The sequence below is a fragment of the Paenarthrobacter sp. UW852 genome (assembly GCF_024608385.1).
Taxonomy (GTDB): domain Bacteria; phylum Actinomycetota; class Actinomycetes; order Actinomycetales; family Micrococcaceae; genus Arthrobacter.
In genome coordinates this window covers 149,867-167,126 of the sequence record NZ_JAMSGY010000006.1, presented here as the reverse complement: position 1 = coordinate 167,126, position 17,260 = coordinate 149,867, and the positions used below count along the sequence as shown (strand labels likewise).

18 protein-coding genes are annotated in these 17,260 nt (G+C 64.1%); 9 read left to right on the top strand and 9 right to left on the bottom strand.

Going from position 1 to position 17,260, the window contains the following annotated elements:
- Positions 1-16 precede the first annotated feature (16 nt).
- The 3 genes from NEK97_RS12480 to NEK97_RS12470 all read left to right on the top strand — a co-directional run bounded on the left by NEK97_RS12480 (position 17) and on the right by NEK97_RS12470 (position 2,233).
- The gene (locus NEK97_RS12480) at positions 17-973 is read left to right on the top strand and encodes a DNA topoisomerase IB (protein ID WP_257370224.1); all 957 of its coding nucleotides are present in this window, start codon (positions 17-19) and stop codon (positions 971-973) included.
- A gap of 110 nt (positions 974-1,083) precedes the next feature.
- A complete protein-coding gene (locus NEK97_RS12475; protein ID WP_257370223.1) occupies positions 1,084-1,641 on the top strand; it encodes a hypothetical protein in 558 nt (185 codons plus the stop codon).
- 4 nt (positions 1,642-1,645) lie between these two features.
- On the top strand, positions 1,646-2,233 hold the full coding sequence (locus tag NEK97_RS12470; RefSeq protein WP_257370222.1) for a TetR/AcrR family transcriptional regulator: 588 nt from the start codon (positions 1,646-1,648) through the stop codon (positions 2,231-2,233).
- Between the two features lie 84 nt (positions 2,234-2,317).
- Here the strand turns inward: NEK97_RS12470 and NEK97_RS12465 are convergent, their stop codons facing one another.
- The 6 genes from NEK97_RS12465 to NEK97_RS12440 form a co-directional block, all read right to left on the bottom strand.
- Positions 2,318-2,593: an HPr family phosphocarrier protein gene (locus tag NEK97_RS12465; protein WP_257370221.1), complete on the bottom strand. Its 276-nt coding sequence runs from the start codon at positions 2,591-2,593 to the stop codon at positions 2,318-2,320.
- 37 nt (positions 2,594-2,630) lie between these two features.
- Positions 2,631-4,706 carry a fructose-specific PTS transporter subunit EIIC gene (locus NEK97_RS12460; protein WP_257370220.1) on the bottom strand — a complete coding sequence of 692 codons (2,076 nt, stop codon included), beginning with the start codon at positions 4,704-4,706 and terminating at the stop codon, positions 2,631-2,633.
- 2 nt (positions 4,707-4,708) lie between these two features.
- Entirely contained in the window at positions 4,709-5,695 is a 987-nt protein-coding gene (locus tag NEK97_RS12455; RefSeq protein ID WP_257370219.1) for a 1-phosphofructokinase family hexose kinase, read from the bottom strand.
- On the bottom strand, positions 5,692-6,483 hold the full coding sequence (locus NEK97_RS12450) for a DeoR/GlpR family DNA-binding transcription regulator (RefSeq protein ID WP_235520246.1): 792 nt from the start codon (positions 6,481-6,483) through the stop codon (positions 5,692-5,694). The genes NEK97_RS12455 and NEK97_RS12450 overlap by 4 nt, the downstream gene beginning before the upstream one ends.
- Positions 6,484-6,935: 452 nt before the next feature.
- Positions 6,936-7,139 carry a hypothetical protein gene (locus NEK97_RS12445; protein ID WP_257370218.1) on the bottom strand — a complete coding sequence of 68 codons (204 nt, stop codon included), beginning with the start codon at positions 7,137-7,139 and terminating at the stop codon, positions 6,936-6,938.
- Positions 7,140-7,213: 74 nt separating this feature from the next.
- Positions 7,214-7,645, bottom strand: a complete 432-nt coding sequence (locus NEK97_RS12440; RefSeq protein ID WP_257370217.1) for a hypothetical protein — start codon at positions 7,643-7,645, stop codon at positions 7,214-7,216.
- A gap of 177 nt (positions 7,646-7,822) precedes the next feature.
- Between NEK97_RS12440 and NEK97_RS12435 the strand changes: the two genes are divergently transcribed.
- The 3 genes from NEK97_RS12435 (at position 7,823) to NEK97_RS12425 (ending at position 10,450) form a co-directional block, all read left to right on the top strand.
- A complete protein-coding gene (locus tag NEK97_RS12435; RefSeq protein WP_257370216.1) occupies positions 7,823-8,596 on the top strand; it encodes a GAF and ANTAR domain-containing protein in 774 nt (257 codons plus the stop codon).
- A gap of 216 nt (positions 8,597-8,812) precedes the next feature.
- Positions 8,813-9,271, top strand: a complete 459-nt coding sequence (locus NEK97_RS12430) for a hypothetical protein (protein WP_235520243.1) — start codon at positions 8,813-8,815, stop codon at positions 9,269-9,271.
- Between the two features lie 39 nt (positions 9,272-9,310).
- A complete protein-coding gene (locus NEK97_RS12425) occupies positions 9,311-10,450 on the top strand; it encodes a glutamate--cysteine ligase (RefSeq protein ID WP_257370215.1) in 1,140 nt (379 codons plus the stop codon).
- Positions 10,451-10,539: 89 nt separating this feature from the next.
- Here the strand turns inward: NEK97_RS12425 and NEK97_RS12420 are convergent, their stop codons facing one another.
- Positions 10,540-10,941: a VOC family protein gene (locus NEK97_RS12420; RefSeq protein ID WP_235520241.1), complete on the bottom strand. Its 402-nt coding sequence runs from the start codon at positions 10,939-10,941 to the stop codon at positions 10,540-10,542.
- 19 nt (positions 10,942-10,960) lie between these two features.
- Positions 10,961-11,401 (bottom strand): helix-turn-helix transcriptional regulator, encoded by a 441-nt coding sequence (locus NEK97_RS12415; RefSeq protein ID WP_235520240.1) that lies wholly within the window; start codon positions 11,399-11,401, stop codon positions 10,961-10,963.
- Between the two features lie 26 nt (positions 11,402-11,427).
- On the opposite strand from NEK97_RS12415, the gene NEK97_RS12410 reads away from it, so the two are divergent.
- The 3 genes from NEK97_RS12410 (at position 11,428) to NEK97_RS12400 (ending at position 15,539) form a co-directional block, all read left to right on the top strand.
- On the top strand, positions 11,428-12,045 hold the full coding sequence (locus NEK97_RS12410; protein WP_235520239.1) for an alpha/beta hydrolase: 618 nt from the start codon (positions 11,428-11,430) through the stop codon (positions 12,043-12,045).
- A 383-nt stretch (positions 12,046-12,428) separates the two neighbouring features.
- A complete protein-coding gene (locus NEK97_RS12405; protein WP_374111530.1) occupies positions 12,429-13,154 on the top strand; it encodes an HAD family hydrolase in 726 nt (241 codons plus the stop codon).
- A 30-nt stretch (positions 13,155-13,184) separates the two neighbouring features.
- A complete protein-coding gene (locus NEK97_RS12400; protein ID WP_257370213.1) occupies positions 13,185-15,539 on the top strand; it encodes a glycoside hydrolase family 65 protein in 2,355 nt (784 codons plus the stop codon).
- Between the two features lie 16 nt (positions 15,540-15,555).
- On the opposite strand, the gene NEK97_RS12395 is transcribed toward NEK97_RS12400, so the two are convergent.
- A complete protein-coding gene (locus tag NEK97_RS12395; protein ID WP_257370212.1) occupies positions 15,556-17,205 on the bottom strand; it encodes a CdaR family transcriptional regulator in 1,650 nt (549 codons plus the stop codon).
- Positions 17,206-17,260: the final 55 nt, after the last annotated feature.

The following is a 17,260-nucleotide window of genomic DNA, read 5'->3' as shown; positions in this document are numbered from 1 at the left end:
GGACAGGCAGCCCGGCGTGCCACGGCTTAAGCGAAGCGACCTTTCCAAGCCCGGCATCGTCCGCCGCAAGGTGGGCAAGGGCTTTAGCTACCGCCACCCGGACGGGAGCCTGGTCAGCAAGGAGGATCGCCAGCGCATCAACGCGCTGGCGATCCCGCCTGCCTGGACTGAGGTGTGGATCTGTCCCTTCGAAAACGGACACATCCAAGCCACCGGCGTGGACGCGGCCGGCCGCAGCCAGTACATGTACCACCCCCGCTGGCGTGAACGTAAGGACACCGAGAAGTTCCAGCGCGCGGCGGAGTTGGGCTCCGTGTTCCCTGCGGTGCGCCGGGCCGTCACGCTCCACCTCAAGGACACCTCCTCACCCAAGCAGCAGACCATCGCAGCAGCGGTGCGGTTGATGGACCTCGGTGCTTTGCGCGTAGGCTCCGAAAGTTACATGCGCCAGAACGGCTCCTATGGGCTCACTACCCTCCGCTGCCGGCATGCCCGGGTCAAGGGCGATGCCGTGGCGCTGAAGTTCCCCGGCAAGAGTGGGCAGCTGTGGGACACCTCCATTAATGACCCCGCCCTGGCTGCGTTCCTGGAGCCTCTGGCCCGACGACCGGGCAAGGAACGCCTGCTGGCCTACAAGGTGGATGGTTCCTGGGTCTCCCTGGATGCCTCCATGATCAACGAGTACCTTCGCACCATTGCCGGGGCGGCTTACACGTCCAAGGATTTCCGGACTTGGAAGGGTACCGCGGCTGCCGCCCTCAGCCTGTTGAGCTCCGACGGCACCATGACGCGACCCCAGGCGCTGGTAAAAGCCATGAAGGATGCGGCGGCCCTCCTGGGCAACACTCCAACAGTGGCGCGTACATCGTATGTTGACCCTCGGATCGTGGAGGCCTACTTGTCCGGGGAACTGCAGGAAGTCAAAGCCACGGAACCTTCCATTGCTGCATTCCTGATCGAAAAACAGAGCTAGCGCAACCGCGGCGGGCGGCTCCCGTTTCGTCGTCGCATTTTATGAGTACACTCGTACTAATAAAACGCGAGGGCCACGGCTCTTTGGAGTGCGGCGTTGAGGAGCGGTGAATGATTCTGGTTGCAATCGTGGTCTGCGAAGTGGCTTTCTGGTTGGCGATTCTCGCCGGCCTTACAGCGCGGTATGTGCTGCAGCGCCGCCGCCTGGGCGGAGCCCTCTTGCTCATGGCTCCTTTGATCGATGCCGTCCTGCTGGCTCTGGTGGCCGTCGATCTGTTGGGCGGGGCAACGGCCTCCTGGCACCACGGGCTGGCGGCAATCTACATTGGCGTCTCCATCGCCTACGGCAAACGCATGGTGGCGTGGGCCGACGCGCACTTCCAGCACCGGTTCGCCGGCGGACCCGCTCCGGAACGACTCAGCGGGACCGCCTACACGGTCAAGTGCTGGCGCGACGTACTCCTCACCGCGTTGGCGATGACCATCGCCGCTGCGACGTTGGGGGCGGTCATCCTCCTGGTGAACGATGCAGAACGAACCGCCGCCCTCTCGGAGTTCTTTCGCATCCTGGGCATCATCTTCGCCATCGACTTCCTCTGGGCTGTGAGCTACACGATCTGGCCCAAGAAGCCCGCCAGGGCATTGCCGGCCGCTACTGCCTCGCGCTGAGACCATGCCGCGGAGAATAGACACAGAGGCACGTACCGCCGCGATTGCGGAAGCTTCCCTTCGAGTCCTGGAGCGTGATGGACTGGCCGGCCTGTCCGTGCGCGGGGTCGCGGCGGAAGCCGGCATCGCCGCTGCCTCGCTGCGGAGGGCCTTTGCCACGCAGCATGCCCTTCGGGAGTATTGCCTGCAACTCATCGAGGACCGGGTCACGGCCAGGGTGGCCGCGCTTGAGCTCACCGGGCGGGCCCTTGTTGATGGTTTGCTGATGCAATTGCTCCCCCTCGATAAGGAGCGACGCCTGGAATTGGTGGCGCAAGTACAGCTTGGCGTCCTTTCCCTCACTGACAGCGAACTGCGACCTGCGGCGGTCCGGCTTAGCGGGGCCGTTGATCGCGCATGCCACGCCGCCCTGCAGATCCTGGCGGAAGCAGGGCAACTCCACCGGGACCGCGACCCGGAGTATGAAGCACAGCGGCTGCGCGCGCTGCTGGACGGAATTGCGATGAACGGACTATGGAGCGGGGAGTTGCCGGCGGAAAGTCCCATGCTCAGCATGCTGGCGCGTCACCTCGACACGCTCGCCAAGCCATAGCGGGACGCGAAAAGAGCCTGGTGCCGCCCTCTTCCGGGGTGGCACCAGGCTCTTCTTCAGTATTGGGGAGCTTGCACGTCCCTGCTACGCGTCGTGGTCCGTTTCGAGGATCTTGACCAGGCTGTCCAGGGCTGCGTCAGCGCCCTCGCCCTCGGCGCGCAGGACCACCACGTCGCCGTGGGCTGCACCCAGGCTCATCAGGGACAGGATGCTGGCTGCATCCATGGCGTCGTCGGCCGGATCGCCCTGGCGGGCAATGGTGACATCGAGGTCAAGGTCGCCGGCGGCCTCTGCGAAGATGGCTGCCGGGCGGGCGTGGAGGCCGACGCGGCTTGCGATGGTGGCTGTACGTTCGGGCATTGGTGCTCCTTTAGGTGTGGGTGGCTTTGTGGGAAGTCTAGACGCTGGCGGTGGCGGTAGCGGGGACTGGCTCTGCTTCAACCGGCTTCCGAACGGCCCAACGCTTGAGGGCAATGACCAACAGTGCCGTGATGACTACGCCGACTGCGATCGAGAGGAAGAACAACACGAAGTTGTCGATCGCGAAGAAGACGAAGAGGCCGCCGTGGGGAGCCTTGGACGTGACTCCAAAGGCCATGGACAGGGCGCCGGTTACAGCACCGCCCACCATGCTGGCCGGGATGACCCGCAGGGGATCTGCGGCTGCGAAGGGAATGGCACCTTCGGAGATGAATGAAGCGCCCAAGAGCCACGCGGCCTTGCCGTTTTCACGCTCGGCCAGGGAGAAGAGCTTCTTGTCCAAAACGGTGGCCAGGGCCATTGCCAGCGGGGGAACCATGCCTGCAGCCATGACTGCGGCCATGATCTGCCAAGGAGCCTGGTTGGTAACACTCGCCGCACCGAGGCCCGCAACGGCGAAGGCGTAAGCAACCTTGTTGACGGGACCGCCCAGGTCGAAGCACATCATGAGGCCCAGGATGATGCCCAGGACGACTGCGCCGGCGCCGGTCAGGCTGGAGAGTCCGGTGTTCAGGGCGTTGGTGAGGGCAACGATGGGAGCGCCCAGGATCAGGAACATCAAGCCGGACGCCACCAAGGACGCGATCAGCGGGATGATGACCACTGGCATCAGGCCGCGAAGCCAACGCGGGACATCCAACTTGCCGATTTGGTAGGCAACATAGCCCGCCAGGAGACCGCCGACGATACCGCCAAGGAAGCCTGCGCCCATGAACCCGGACACGGCGCCGGCCACGAAACCGGGGGCGATGCCAGGGCGGTCAGCGATGGCGTAGGCGATATAGCCGGCCAGCGCGGGAACCAGGAACCCGAGGGACAGGGCGCCGATCTTGAACAGCACCGCTCCGATGTAGGCACCCAGCGGCCCCCAGGCATTGTCCGGGAATTCGGTGGGCAGGTTGAAGATGCTGTTTTCGACAACGATCTTGTCCGCGAAGCTGGTGATGAGGTAGCCACCCATGAGGAACCCGAGGGCAATCAGCAGGCCACCACCGGCAACAAACGGGATCATGTAACTGACACCGGTGAGGAGTGCGCGCTTCAGCTTCTGGCCGATGTGCTCGCCCTTCTCCTCCTCGGCACGCTCAGCCTGCTCTTCGGCACCGAAGTGCGGAACGCGGCGTGCATGCGGGTCTTCCGCAGCAGCCAGGGCTTCCTGGACCATCTTGGTGGGTTCGTCGATGCCCCGCTTGACTGGAGCATTGATGACGGGCTTACCGGCAAAGCGCTCCTTGCCGCGAACATCGACATCGACGGCGAAGATGACCGCGTCAGCTGCAGCGATCACGGCCGGGTCCAGCGGCTTGGCGCCGGAGGAACCCTGGGTCTCGACCTGGAGGTCCACGCCCATTTCCTTGGCTGCAGCCACGAGTGAGTCGGCCGCCATGTAAGTGTGCGCAATGCCCGTGGGGCAAGCGGTGACTGCAACGATGCGCTTGGCTGCCGGCGCGTTCGAGGCTTCGCCGGCGATGGGGGTCGTGCCCGCTTCGCGATGCCCAACCACTCCGCGACCCCCATCCCCGGCTTCGCTCGTCTTTGGAGCGTCAGCAATGGCGCCGTCCACCAGCTCCACTATTTCTTCTGGGGAGGAAGCCGCGCGCAGCGCTGCCGTGAAGTCCTTCTTGATGAGTGAGCGGGCCAACTTGGAGAGCAGCTTCAGGTGTTCCTGGTCGGCCCCGTCCGGTGCCGCGATGAAGAAGATCAGGTCCGCCGGACCGTCCTTGGCGCCGAAGTCCACCTTGTGGGACAGGCGCGCCATGGCCAGGGCAGGCTCCGTAACCGCGGCTGAACGGCAGTGCGGGATGGCGATCCCGCCGGGGACGCCGGTGGCGGTCTTCTGCTCGCGGGCAAAGGCATCCGTGAAGAGCCCTTCAACCTCGGAAGCACGGCCGGCCGCGGCGACTTTGCCGGCCAGGACGCGGATGACGTCGGCGGGGGAGTCGCCCAGGTTCTGGTCAAGGGTGACCAATTGGGGTGTGATCAGCTGGGTCACTGTTAGTCCTTCTGGAGGGCCGTGATGGTTACGGCGTCGGGGGTTGTCTGGTGGACTGCCGGGACAGTGGAGCCCGGCAGCGAAGCAGCAGCGGCACCATGTGCCACAGCTTGACGAAGGCAGTCCTGAGCGGAACCACCCTGAGTTGCGGCCAATAGGTAGCCGGCCAAGGATGAATCCCCTGCGCCCACTGTGCTGACGGCCTTGATGGGCGGATGCGTGGCGAACCATGCTCCGTCCGCGGTCACCAGGACTGCGCCCTTGGACCCGAGTGTTGCGAGAACGGCGCCTACACCGCTGGCGACGACGGCGGCAGCAGCTTGGGCGGCTTTGGCCGGGTCTGCTTCCAGTTGCTCAGCTGTGTAGACGTTGGTGAAACCTGCAGCGGCTGCAAGCTCGGCGAGCTCTTCCGCGTTCGGCTTGAGGAGGTCCGGCTTTCCTGCGGCATCACCCACCAGGGCTGCCGCAAGCGGCGCCCCGGAGGAGTCGATGGCGATGCCTGGGGCTACCGTCCCATCTGCGTTCGACCGGAGCCGACGCGCGATTGTGGCGTAGAAATCCGCAGGCACCCCTGGTGGGAGCGAGCCCGCGAGAACCACCCAGCTGGCGCCACGGGAACGGTCCAGCAGCAGCCCGATCAGGGCTTCCTGCTGTTCACCGCTCAGCTCCGGGCCGGGTTCGTTGATCTTGGTAGTGATGCCATCCGGTTCGGTGAGCGTGACATTGCTGCGCAGCGCCTGGCCGATGGGGAGCGCCGCAAACGGCACGCCGCCGTCGTGCAGTCCGGAAAGGACGGGGTCCGAGTCGGCGCCCGGAAGGACGGCCAACGTTTCGAGGCCGGATGCTACAAGGGCCCGGGAGACATTGACGCCCTTGCCGCCGGATTCCTGGTGGACGGCCACGGCGCGCTGGACTTCCCCGCGGGCCAGGGCACCGGGGAGTTCTACTGTCCTGTCCAGGCTGGGGTTCGCTGTCAGTGTGACGATCATGCGATCACCACGTCGACGCCGGCATCGGCCAGGGCGGCCGCGAGTTCCGCGGACGGTTCGTTGTCTGTTATCAAGGTGTCAACATCCTTCAACGTGGCGAACTGGACCAGTGTTTCAGCGTCCAGTTTGGAAGAATCGGCCAGGGCAACAACTCGCCGGGCAGACTTGACGAAGGCGGCCTTGACCGCTGCTTCCTCGGGGTCGGGTGTGCTCAGGCCGAAGTCGGCGTGGATCCCGTTGGTCCCGACAAAAGCGATGTCCGGACGGAGCCGGTACGCGGCCTCAACGGTGGATTGCCCGACCGCCGCCTGGGTCAGGCCGCGGACACGGCCGCCCAGGATCTGGAGCGCAATTCCGGGAGTGGAAGAGAGCTTGCCGGCAATGGGGATGGCATGCGTGATGACGACGAGTTCGTCGCTCCCGTGGGCAGCCGGCGTCCGCTGGGCGAGCAAGTCCGCGAGGGTTTCCGTGGTTGATCCGGCGTCCAGGAGGATGCTGCCGCTGGTGAGTTCCGGAATCAGTGCGAGTGCTGCGTTGGCGATGCGTAGTTTTTGGGACTGGCGCTGAACTGCACGCTCAAGGATGCTCTCTTCCCTGGTGCTCAGCCGGTCCGAAGGAACCGCGCCGCCATGCACCCGCCGCAGGTTTCCGGAAACTTCGAGGGCTGCGAGGTCGCGGCGAATGGTCTCAGTGGTGATGCTGAAACGGTCGGCGAGGTCAGTGACGCTCACCCGTCCGCGCTCGACGACGAGGGCGGAGATCAGTTGTTGGCGCTCTTCTGCGAACACTTACCCTCCATTGCGGTAAAGCCAAGAATTCAGTTCAGCCACGTCCGTGACTGCTGTCACAACGATGTGGAATTGCTTGACTCTATCTTTGTTTATGTGGGTACGTCAAGAGAAAACCAACATAAACAAAGATAGGCGTGTAGGTGCGCCTGGACACGCCAAAGGGCATGCCGCACTCCCTGTAGTGCGGCATGCCCTACTTCGGATCCTGACTGGGGGATTTGCCAAGATCCGTTCTATGGGGTGGAGGTGCCAACGGACCGCTTAGGGTCGGGGCTCGCCTCCCGGTGCAGGCGTCGGCGGTGCGGCCGGCCCCGGCGTGGGTTCCGGAACCGGCGGTGGCCCGGGCTCTGGAAGGGGGACGGGCTCGGGGGTCGGACGCGGTTCGCGACTGGGATCCGTACCGGGACTGCGGCTGGGATCAGGATGCGGTGTGCCCTGCGGATCCATGGTCACACGCTCTTGTGGTGGGCCGCATGCCGGGGACGAAGCGCTGGAGGCACATGGCTGGGGTAGCTGCCCGAATCCCACCCGGAGCCCGGATAATCGATGGGCAGGTTGTCCGGATCCGGCGGATCAGGAAGCTTCCGCTTCTTGCCTTGGCCGCTCTTCCCGCCGGTCACTGCGGACTCTTTTCTGTGTGGTTCTGCGTGCATGGTGTTCCTTCCGGTCGCCAGAGGGCTATGTCGCTCCGGGGCTGTGTTGTGGGGCCGAAGCCAAATGGTCGGGTTCAGTCCGGAATCTCCATGCGGAAGCCGCAGCGACATCCGAGAATCCGGGTGTTGATCAACACCTCGTATATCCGCAGCTGTCCCTTGGGCTTCAACACCAGGGGAGTCTGTATCCTGCGCAATTCGCAGCTCTTGGTCTTCATGGGTTCGCCGCAGTGAAGATACTGGCCGCCGAACTGCAGCACACCCTGGGTGATGCCCGGGCGGTTGAGCACCGCAGCCACTTTCTGGACTGAGGCAGTCTGCGTGTAGGAATATCTGCAACTGCAGCATTCGTACGCGACATCGACCGTATTGGGGGCCGGTGGGTAGTGGGACTGGATGGAATTGACCAGGAGATTCCTGTCCGTGTTGCAGCGCTTGCACCACAGTGGTTCATCAGGAGGTTGGTGGGCTTCGTCCGGGACTCGGGACGCTGGCTGGGCCGACATGGGTCTGTACCTTTGCATCAAAAAATGCGGGACGCCCGTCTGCATGAGCTGGAAAGCCTTCATCCCTCGATGGGGACGTAGCAGAATTGTGCACATAGGTGCACCGCATATGCAAGGATTCTGTTGTCATTCATCAAGGGGTGGCGGTGCAGTACCACCCCGACCCTAAACTAAGGCATGGACGAAATGAACGTAGATCTGGCGCGGCTGGAAGCCGACCCGGCGCCCGACGAAGTTTCGGTCCCCGAGCAGTTGCAGGACCTCGTGATCGACAGCGAGGACGTGGGCGGATTCCTTAATGAACTCGCGGCGTTCTCGGCGTCCGCGGTCTCCCAGGCTGTGGGAGTCGATGTCCTCTGCGGCATCACCTTGAGCCGTCGTCGACGCACCGCCACCGTGGCCGGCAGTACCCACGAGGCGCGCCTGATTGACGAAGTCCAGCAGGCCTATGGCGACGGCCCCTGCCTGGAAGCCATGCGAAGCCACAAGACGGTGCACGTTCCCGACACCTCCACCGAAGAGCGGTGGTCCGAGTACTGCACGGTCATCGCTGAGCGCGGCCACCGTTCAGCCCTTTGCGTGCCGCTCGAACTGGACGAGGGCGCTACCGCGGCACTGAACTTCTTCGCCCCGCAGGCACACGTCTACGATGACGCCACCATCCGCAGTTGCGAGCTCTACGCAAGCCAGGCCGAACGGTCGCTCAGGCTTGCCGTACGGATCGGCGCCAAGCAGCAGCATGCCGAGGACCTCCAGGAAGCAATGCACTCACGTACAGTGATCGACCTCGCCTGTGGCGTCATCATGGGCCAGAACCGCTGCTCGCAGGACGAGGCATTCCAAATCCTCAAGAAGGCATCCAGCACCCGGAACCAGAAGCTCCGGGACGTCGCGGAGTCCTTGGTAAAGTCCGTGGCGAACCATGCGCCCGTGGCCCACTTCGAGCCCTAAGCGCAGGCTGGCAGCCGGTCCTTGGGCTTCCCATCCCTTGTGACCCCCGCCACTGGTGAACTACATTCATACATGGGTTAAGCAGATAGCCCTTGGAGCCTCATGCTAATCGCCATCAAGGATGGTCCAAGAACTGCACTGAAGCCGTGGCCTCTATCGGCCGGCTCTCCGCGTGCATGCATGCAGGCTCCTTGAAGGAGCAAAAGGAGAATGGCAATGACGCTTGGATCCCCGATTCCCGCCCCGAAACCCCTCTCGGGGCCGGTGCCCGCAGTCGCTGATACCGACGCACGCCCATGGTGCACTGTCTGCGACACGGATTCGTACGTTTTCGTCGAAACGGTCGTAGAGTCTGCCCCCAACCAGTCCCAGTTGGTGGACGTCAGCTACACATGCAGCGAGTGCGATACCTTCTACGCCCACACCGTCCGCCTGGACGCGCTGGTGCCGGAGATCCAAAGGGAATTCCTGTCAACGTCCGCCGCTGGGCTCTGGTTCAGCTGCACCCACTGTGGCGAGCCCATGACGTTGGGACGCCCCACGGAGCGCGTGATTGAGGCACCCCGGACCACGGACGGTCCCGGGACCCCCAACCTTCTTGAGGTGTACCTGCAGACCCAGGTGCTCCACTGCCGTTGCGGATTCCAAATGGAGGTTCCGCGGCACGTCGGCTGACCGCCGTTCCTGAATAACTCGTCGTGGGGAGGGGTGGCCATGCGCACCTTTGGTGTCGAGGAAGAGTTGCTGATTGCCGACCCTTCGGATGGGACGCCTTTGGCTTTGGCCGCCGGCATCCTGGATGTGGCAGGCACTCCGGCTGAGGAGGCCGGCGATGACGCACCATCCTTGAAGTCGGAGTTCAAGCAGGAACAGATTGAAGTCAATTCGCTCCCTTGCCGGACAGCGTACGAACTCCGGGCCGAAATCCGCGCGGGCCGGGCCCTCGCGGATAAGGCCGCGAGGGCTGTCGGGGCCAGGGTGGCAGCACTGGCAACGCCGCCGGTCTTCCATGCGACGCCCACCGGGGGCAACCAGCGGTACGCGGCCATGGGCAACGAGTTCGGCCTCATTTCGCGCGAACAGCTGACCTGCGGTTTCCATGTCCATGTTTCCATCGAGTCGCCGGAGGAGGGCGTAGCCGTCCTGGACCGGATGCGGCACTGGCTTCCCGTGCTTCTGGCGCTGAGCGCCAACTCGCCGTTCTGGATGGGCGCCGACACCGGGTTCGCCAGCTATCGAACCCAGATCTGGAACCGTTGGCCTACGGCTGGTCCCATGGATGTCTTCGGATCCGCCGAGGGCTACCAGGCCATGGCCTCAAGCCTCCTCGCCACGGGTGTACCCCTTGATGAGGGCATGATCTATTTTGATGCGCGTCTTTCCAGGGGGCATCCCACCGTTGAGTTCCGGGTTGCCGATGTTTGCCTTTATGCCGAGGATGCGTTGACCATTGCGCTGATCGCGCGGGCCCTGGTGGAGACCTCGGTGGGCGAGTGGCGCGAGGGGGTCCCGCCGTCGGGCGTTTCCACCCCGATCCTGCGAATGGCCAACTGGAAAGCCAGCCGCTTCGGCGTTGACCAGCAGTTGCTGCACCCGCTGGAACAGACGCCCTATCCCGTGGCCGACGTCGTGGCTGCCCTCCTACGGCACGTCCGCCGGGCCCTGGTGGAGGCCGGGGACCTGACCGCTGCACGCGCGGGGGTGGCAAACATCCTCCGCCGCGGAACGGGCGAACGGTTGCAGCGCGAGGCCTACCGTCGTCGGCACCGCTTGTCCGACGTCGTTTCCGCCGCCATCGCCTCCACTCATCAGGACGGCGATTTGTCGGACGCCAAGTACCTGCTTGGCCGCTGACAGGACGCGGTACACAGCAGGAGAAGTACGACGGCGAATGGTCACCGTGGGTGCCCAAGGTGACCTCCCGCCGTCGTACTCCAGGGGCCTTAGCCCTGGTTGATGCGGATCATGTTGCCCGAAGGGTCGCGGAAAGCGCAGTCGCGCGGACCCCATGGCTGGACGATCGGCTCCTGCAGGACCTCGGCACCGGTGGCGCGGAGCTTTTCGAAAGTTTCGTCGAGGTCGTCGGTGCTGAACACGAGCATGGGCATGACGCCCTTGGTGAGGAGTTCCTGGATGGCGTCGCCGTCTGCCTGGGAGCGGCCGGCATGCGGTGGGGACAGGACCAGTTCAAGATCCGGCTGGGCATCGCTGCCGAGCGTGACCCAGCGTTGGCCGTCCGAGCCGACATCGTTACGGACCTGCAAGCCCAGGCCATCACGGTAGAAGGCCAGGGATTCATCGACATCGTTGACAGTGACGTGTGCGTACTTCAGTGAAATGTTCATATCGCCCACGCTATTTCAGCTACGTGGCGGGCGCTTCTTCGATCCTGCTCAGGTTGTTGCCACCCTTGCGGTCGGGGCGGGTGTGCTGCTTGGCGATGCACGTGGGCATGGCTTTCACGGCGTGGTGTTCGCGGGAGCGGTACTCGCTGGGGGTTATGCCCACGATCTCGGTGAAGCGGGAACTGAACGAACCCAACGATGTACAGCCAACCTCCATGCAGGCATCCGTCACGCTGGTTCCTGACCGAAGCAATGCCATGGCCCGCTCGATCCGCCTGGTCATGAGGTAGTTGTAGGGCGATTCGCCATACGCAGCCTTGAATTGCCGGGAGAAGTGCGCCGGGGACATGAGCGCGCCGGCGGCCATGGTGGGAACGTCCAGCGGGCGGGCGTACTCACGGTCAATGAAGTCGCGCGCTCGCCGCAGATGGGCCAGGTTGGCCAGTTCCTGCGGAGTCATGCGGCAAGTCTACTAGTCTCAGTTCCATGGAATCAGTGGTTTGGTCGAAGCCTGAAAACGAGCGAGCAGGCACCCCGTTGCTGGTGATGTTGCACGGTTATGGGACAAGCGAGCAGCGCATGGAGAAGCTGTTCCCGCATTTGCCTGCCGACTTCAGCTGCGCTGCGCTGCGCGGGCCTAAAGTCATTGGCGACGACTACGGTTGGTTCCTGCTGGACTACTTCCTCACCAACGACTTTGCGGATGTCATCGCCTCCACCAACCGGGTGTTCGACTGGATCAACTCCGTCAAAGGGAACCACAGCAGCGTCAGCCTGCTGGGCTACTCCCAGGGCATGGCGATGGCCAGCACGCTCCTGCGGTTGCGTCCCCAGGAGTTTACGGCCACGGTGGGCCTGTCCGGATTCGTGCTGGACAACGACCTCCTTGCCCTCAGCGAGTCCTTCGACAGTCCGCCCCCGTTCTTTTGGGGCAGGGACAAGGCCGATCCGGTCATCAACGAGGACGCGATCGCGCACACCGAGGAGTGGCTGGAGGCGAACGTCGCGCTGACAGCGCGGACCTATCCGGGGATGGGGCACCGGATTGAGCCGCAGGAACTGGTGGATGTCAGCGCGTTCCTTAAGTACTACGTGTTGCGGTAGTTCGCCGGATTAGAAACCATCCAAGGTCCAAAATCAAGACGCCGGTGAGAGTCGCGTCACAATTTCGAGTTCGGCTGTACTCTCTTGAATGACAAAATTGTAAGCGCTTACACTTTGGGCTGGTGGCCGACGTGGGCTTGCGAAATGTTCCGTGGGACAATGGAGGTATCGATGACGAACACGTGGCCTGGCAGGCAACCCAACACCTGCGGCGCCCCGCCCACGGCAGTGTTCGCCCGTAACGACCAAGCGGCTCCGGGGCGTTGGCTACGCTCCGCGACGACGGGCCCGTCTGTCTCCCAGTACGTGGCCGGAACTGGCCCCATACCCAGCTCATCGAACGCAAAACCACGCGCCACAAGCGCTGAAACGGAATGACGCACATGACTGATCTTCGTAATGCCTGGAGCGGCGCCTCGGCGCTGCTGTTCGACCTCGACGGCGTGCTGACGCCAACTGCCGTGGTGCACGAGCATGCGTGGCAGGAACTGTTCGACGACTACCTCGCTCGGACGGGCCATTCCAAGGGCTACCAGGAAAGCGACTACTTCGATCACATCGATGGCAAGCCGCGATTCGATGGAGTCCGGGATTTCCTGGCCTCGCGCGGCATCACCCTGCCTGAAGGTCCTGTCCACGACCACCCGGACAACCAAACCGTGCAGGGCCTGGGCAACAGGAAGAACGCCATCTTCAACGAGATCGTGAACTCCCGTGGCGTCGAGCCCTACCCGGGATCAGTCAAGTTCATCAACGCCGCGGTGGAGCTGGGACTGAAGGTCGCCGTCGTGTCTTCATCCCGCAACGCACCCGCCGTACTCAAGGCCGCCGGCCTTGACCACCACTTCGAGGTGGTGGTGGATGGGCAGGTGGCTGCCGGCGTCGGACTTCCCGGTAAGCCGGACCCGGCAACCTACGTTTACGCGGCAGGCCTGCTGGGCGTGCCGGTTGAGGAATGCATCGTGGTGGAGGACGCCGTTTCCGGCGTGCAGGCCGGCGCGGGGGCCGACTTTTACGCCGTGATCGGCGTGGACCGCGGAGCGGGCCGCCAAACCCTGCTGGACGCCGGGGCCACGCTGGTTGTCGACGACCTCAACGATCTTCTCTGACCCTACTTTTTCGAAGGACCTCTTTAGCCCATGGCACTCATCAGCTCCGATCGGCTGCGCTTCCCCTGCGAGCCCTGGAAGCTCGTGGAAAACATCCACGTCCCCGGCGACGAGGGGACCCTGGAGACACTGTTCGCGCTCGGCAACGGCCACCTGGGCATCCGCGGCTCACATTCAACCGCGGGCGACAGTGAGCTCCCTGGTACGTTCATCAACGGATTCCACGAGATCTGGGACATCAAGCACGCCGAGAATGCCTACGGTTTTGCGCGTACCGGCCAACGGATCGTCTACGTGCCGGACGCCAACAACTTCACTGTTTCCATCGACGGCGAGGCGCTGAGCCTGGCCGAGTCCACGGTGTTGGACTACCACCGTTCCGTGGACTTTTCCACCGGCGTCTACGAGGAAAGCACCACCTACGCCTGCCGCTCCGGCGCTACCGTCACCACGGTGGAGCGCCGCGCAGTGGGGTTCGACAACCGCGGATGCCTTGGCTTGGAGCTGTCCGTTTCGGCTGACCGCGACGTGTCCGCGGACATCATTTCCGGCGTCGTCAACCGCCAGGACCAGCCTGTGGAGGACCACTCGGTCCACGACCCGCGCCGATCCGGCCGGCACGCCGGGCGCGTGCTCCTGCCGCTGCACCTCCAAGGCGCCGACGGATCGCTCCGCATGGCCTGGGAGACTTCCGAATCCCGCCAGCGCGTTGCCATGGCCGTGGACCACTGGATCTCCGCCGAAGGCCAGCCGTTTGAAACGCTGGTGGCGGAAGACGAATCGTCCGTCCGTTACGTTTTGGCGATTCACGCCCGCGAGGCTTTCCGTGTGGAGAAGGCGGTCAGTTACCTGGTGGCCGGTTCCAGCGACGCCGAGGACCGTGGCGAGAGCCTGGCCGCCGACGCCGAAGCCAACCTTGTGTCGTTCTCCGAAATCCTTGCCCAGAGCAAAGCCCACTACGGGCAGTACTGGACCACGGCGGATATCTCGATCGGCGGCCAGCCCGAGATGCAGCAGGCCGTCCGGTGGGGACTCTTCCAGCTGGCGCAAGCCACTGCCCGCGCCGGGGTGGCTGGCATCCCCGCCAAGGGCGTCAGCGGATCCGGTTATGAGGGCCACTATTTCTGGGACCAGGAGATCTACCTCCTGCCGTACCTGACGTACACCAACCCGTGCGGTGCCCGAAAGGTGCTGGAATCCCGCCACGCCATGCTGCCGGATGCCCGTGTCCGGGCAAAGGAGCTCAGCGTTGACGGAGCACTGTTCCCGTGGCGGACCATCAACGGCCTGGAAGCCAGCGCCTACTACGCCGCAGGAACGGCCCAGTTCCACATTGCTGCCGCCATCGCTTTCGCCGCAAACCGCTACCAGTGGGCCAGCGGGGATGACTCGTTCCGGGCAGAACTGGGGGCGGACCTGCTCATTGAAACAGCCCGGATGTGGGCGTCGCTGGGCTTCTTCGGCAAGGACGGCATGTTCCACATCCACGGCGTGACGGGCCCCGACGAGTACACAGCCGTGGTCAACGACAACCTGTACACCAACGTCATGGCGCGCTTCAACCTGCGGGCTGCCGCAGCGCTGGAGCACGAGGGGATCGCCGATACCGAGCGGATGGTGTGGCGGCAGGCAGCTGAGCGCATGTCACTCCCGTACGATCCCCACCTTGAGGTGTTCAGCCAGGACAACGACTTCATGACGCTGGAACCGTGGGACTGGAACACCCCCAAGTCCAAGTACCCGTTGCTGTTGAACTTCCACCCGTTGGTGATCTACCGGCACCAGGTCCTCAAGCAAGCCGATACGGTGCTGGCCATGTTCCTCCAATGGCAGGACTTCACAGCCGAACAGAAGCAGCGGGCGTTCGACTTCTACGACCCCATCACCACCGGCGACTCCACCCTCTCCGCGTGCGTGCAGGGCATCATGGCGGCCGAAGTCGGCTACGGCGATGTTGCGCTGCAACACTTCACCGACGCCCTGTTCATCGACCTGGACAACTCGCACGGCAACACGATCGACGGCGTCCACATCGCCTCCACCGGCGGTATTTGGAGCTCCCTGGTCTGCGGTTTCGCGGGTATGCGCGACCAAGGCGACGTGCTGCGCTTCGACCCGCGCCTGCCTGGCGAATGGGAAAACCTGTCGTTCAAGCTCAAGGTGCAAGGCCGACTCCTGTCCGTAGAGCTCGCGCAGGGCTCCATCGTGTTGGCCCTCGAATCCGGGCCGGATTACAGCGACGAGCCGTTGCGCATCACGGTGCGCGACTACGACGTCACCGTCGGGACGGAAACGATCACGGTGCCGCTGGACAGCGTTCCCGTGCCGCCGCCGTCGATCTTCCCCAGCGTCTTCCCGACGGCGGGCCTTCCCATCATCCGTTAGGTCGCGTTGGGGGGAGCTACTTCGCGGCCAGCTCCATGGTGGTAATCCGCAGCCACAACCACAGCCGTTTCTGTGGGTCCGCCAGGTCGAGGTTGAAGTCCTCGGCCAGGCGGCCCACGCGGTACCGGACGGTGTTGTTGTGCACGTGGAGGTGGGTGGCCATGGCGGAAATGTTGCCATTGAAGGCCAGATAGGCCCGCAGGGTCTCCAGGTACTCCGTTTGCTGCTCGGCGTCCCGGGCCTGGATCCTGGCGATGTCGTCTGTTCCGGCCAGGCCGTTCTCCTCGATGAACTCCCCAATCCTCAGCAGGTTCAGCGGAACCTGGAAGTCCTCGAAGAGCGCAACGCCCGGCACTTTGTTGTTGCCCGGGGACTTGCCCTGGCGTTCCTGCAGGTTCAAAAGATGGTGCAGCGTGCGCATGGCTTCGGACCGGGACCGCGGCAGCTCGTCGATGGTCGCTGCGATTCCACCCACTGTCGCAATGACCGGGAACGAACTGATGGTGTGCGAATAGGCCTCGATCTCCTGGATGATCCGGGCATGCAGGGCCCGCGGGGACGGGCCATTGCCGGGCAGGAGTGCGTAGACCACTGAGCCGATCAGGGCGCTGTGGCCGGAGCCGAACTGGACGTTGCACACGGTGGTCACCAAGTGCAGAAGCCGGTGGATTTCCCGGACGGACTCCAGGCTTCCCGTCTCCGGGCGGACAATCGAGAAGGCTGCCACGGCCAGCCCGTTGGCGGTATCGAGGCCCAGCTGCGCGGCGGCGAAGGAGGCGTGGGGAGTGTCATCCATGAGCGTGCGGATGAGGTCTGCATTTCGTCGCTCCCCGAAGTCTGAGGCCGAGCGGGCATGGAGCATGTGCAGCCCTGCCAGGGGCGCCATCCGATCCAGTGCGTCCAATGCCGTGGCGCGTTTTTCCTCACCCGGGTCGATGATCCAGATGGAACCCAGAAGCTCACCGCCGGCCCTGACGGCCAGCGCGAGGCGGGCCATTCCGTCGTCGAGCGCTGGAACAAGCACAGCCCCCGGTGCAGCGTAAACAGCCTTGAAGTCCTGGTCGAATGCCGGCTGGATGGTTTCCTGCAGGGTCAGCGTAGTGATGCGGCGGAGTTCGTCGATGGGTTGGCCCGGCAGTGTGGAATAGCCCAGGATTCGGCCCAGCGGGTCCACAATGCTGGCGGCGCCGTTGGTGATGGAAGCCGCTGCGTTGGCGAACGCGTAAAGGTCGCCAAGCCGCACACCTGATACCGAGTCCGCAGCGGCGCCCATGACCGATGCCCGCGCCAAAGCCACCAGCTGCGTCCAGTCCGCGTCATCCGGGGCCACCAGGACCGAGAGGGTATGCCGGACCGCCGCGGAGCGCAGTTGCTCCATCCGGGCGCCATGGGCTTTGACGATCACCGCTGCCGCGTTGCTGTTCGCCGCCCGGTGGAGGAGCTGGTCGAAATCCGGTGAACCGTATGTACATCCGACCGCGAGGATGATCCGATCGTCCACGCTGGACCACGTATCCAGGGGGTCGTACATGAGGACGTCCGAGACCGGGTGCCCGAGGTTTTCCGGGGTGGGATTGGCGTGCACCAGGTCGGCCTGCATCAGCTGGATGCAGTCGGAAAGGCGTACTGCCGAGTGCTGCATCCCTGACTGCGTCGCGGTATCCATGGTTGGACGTTATCACAGGGTGCAGACGGATCTTGTGGAGGATCTTACATATAGC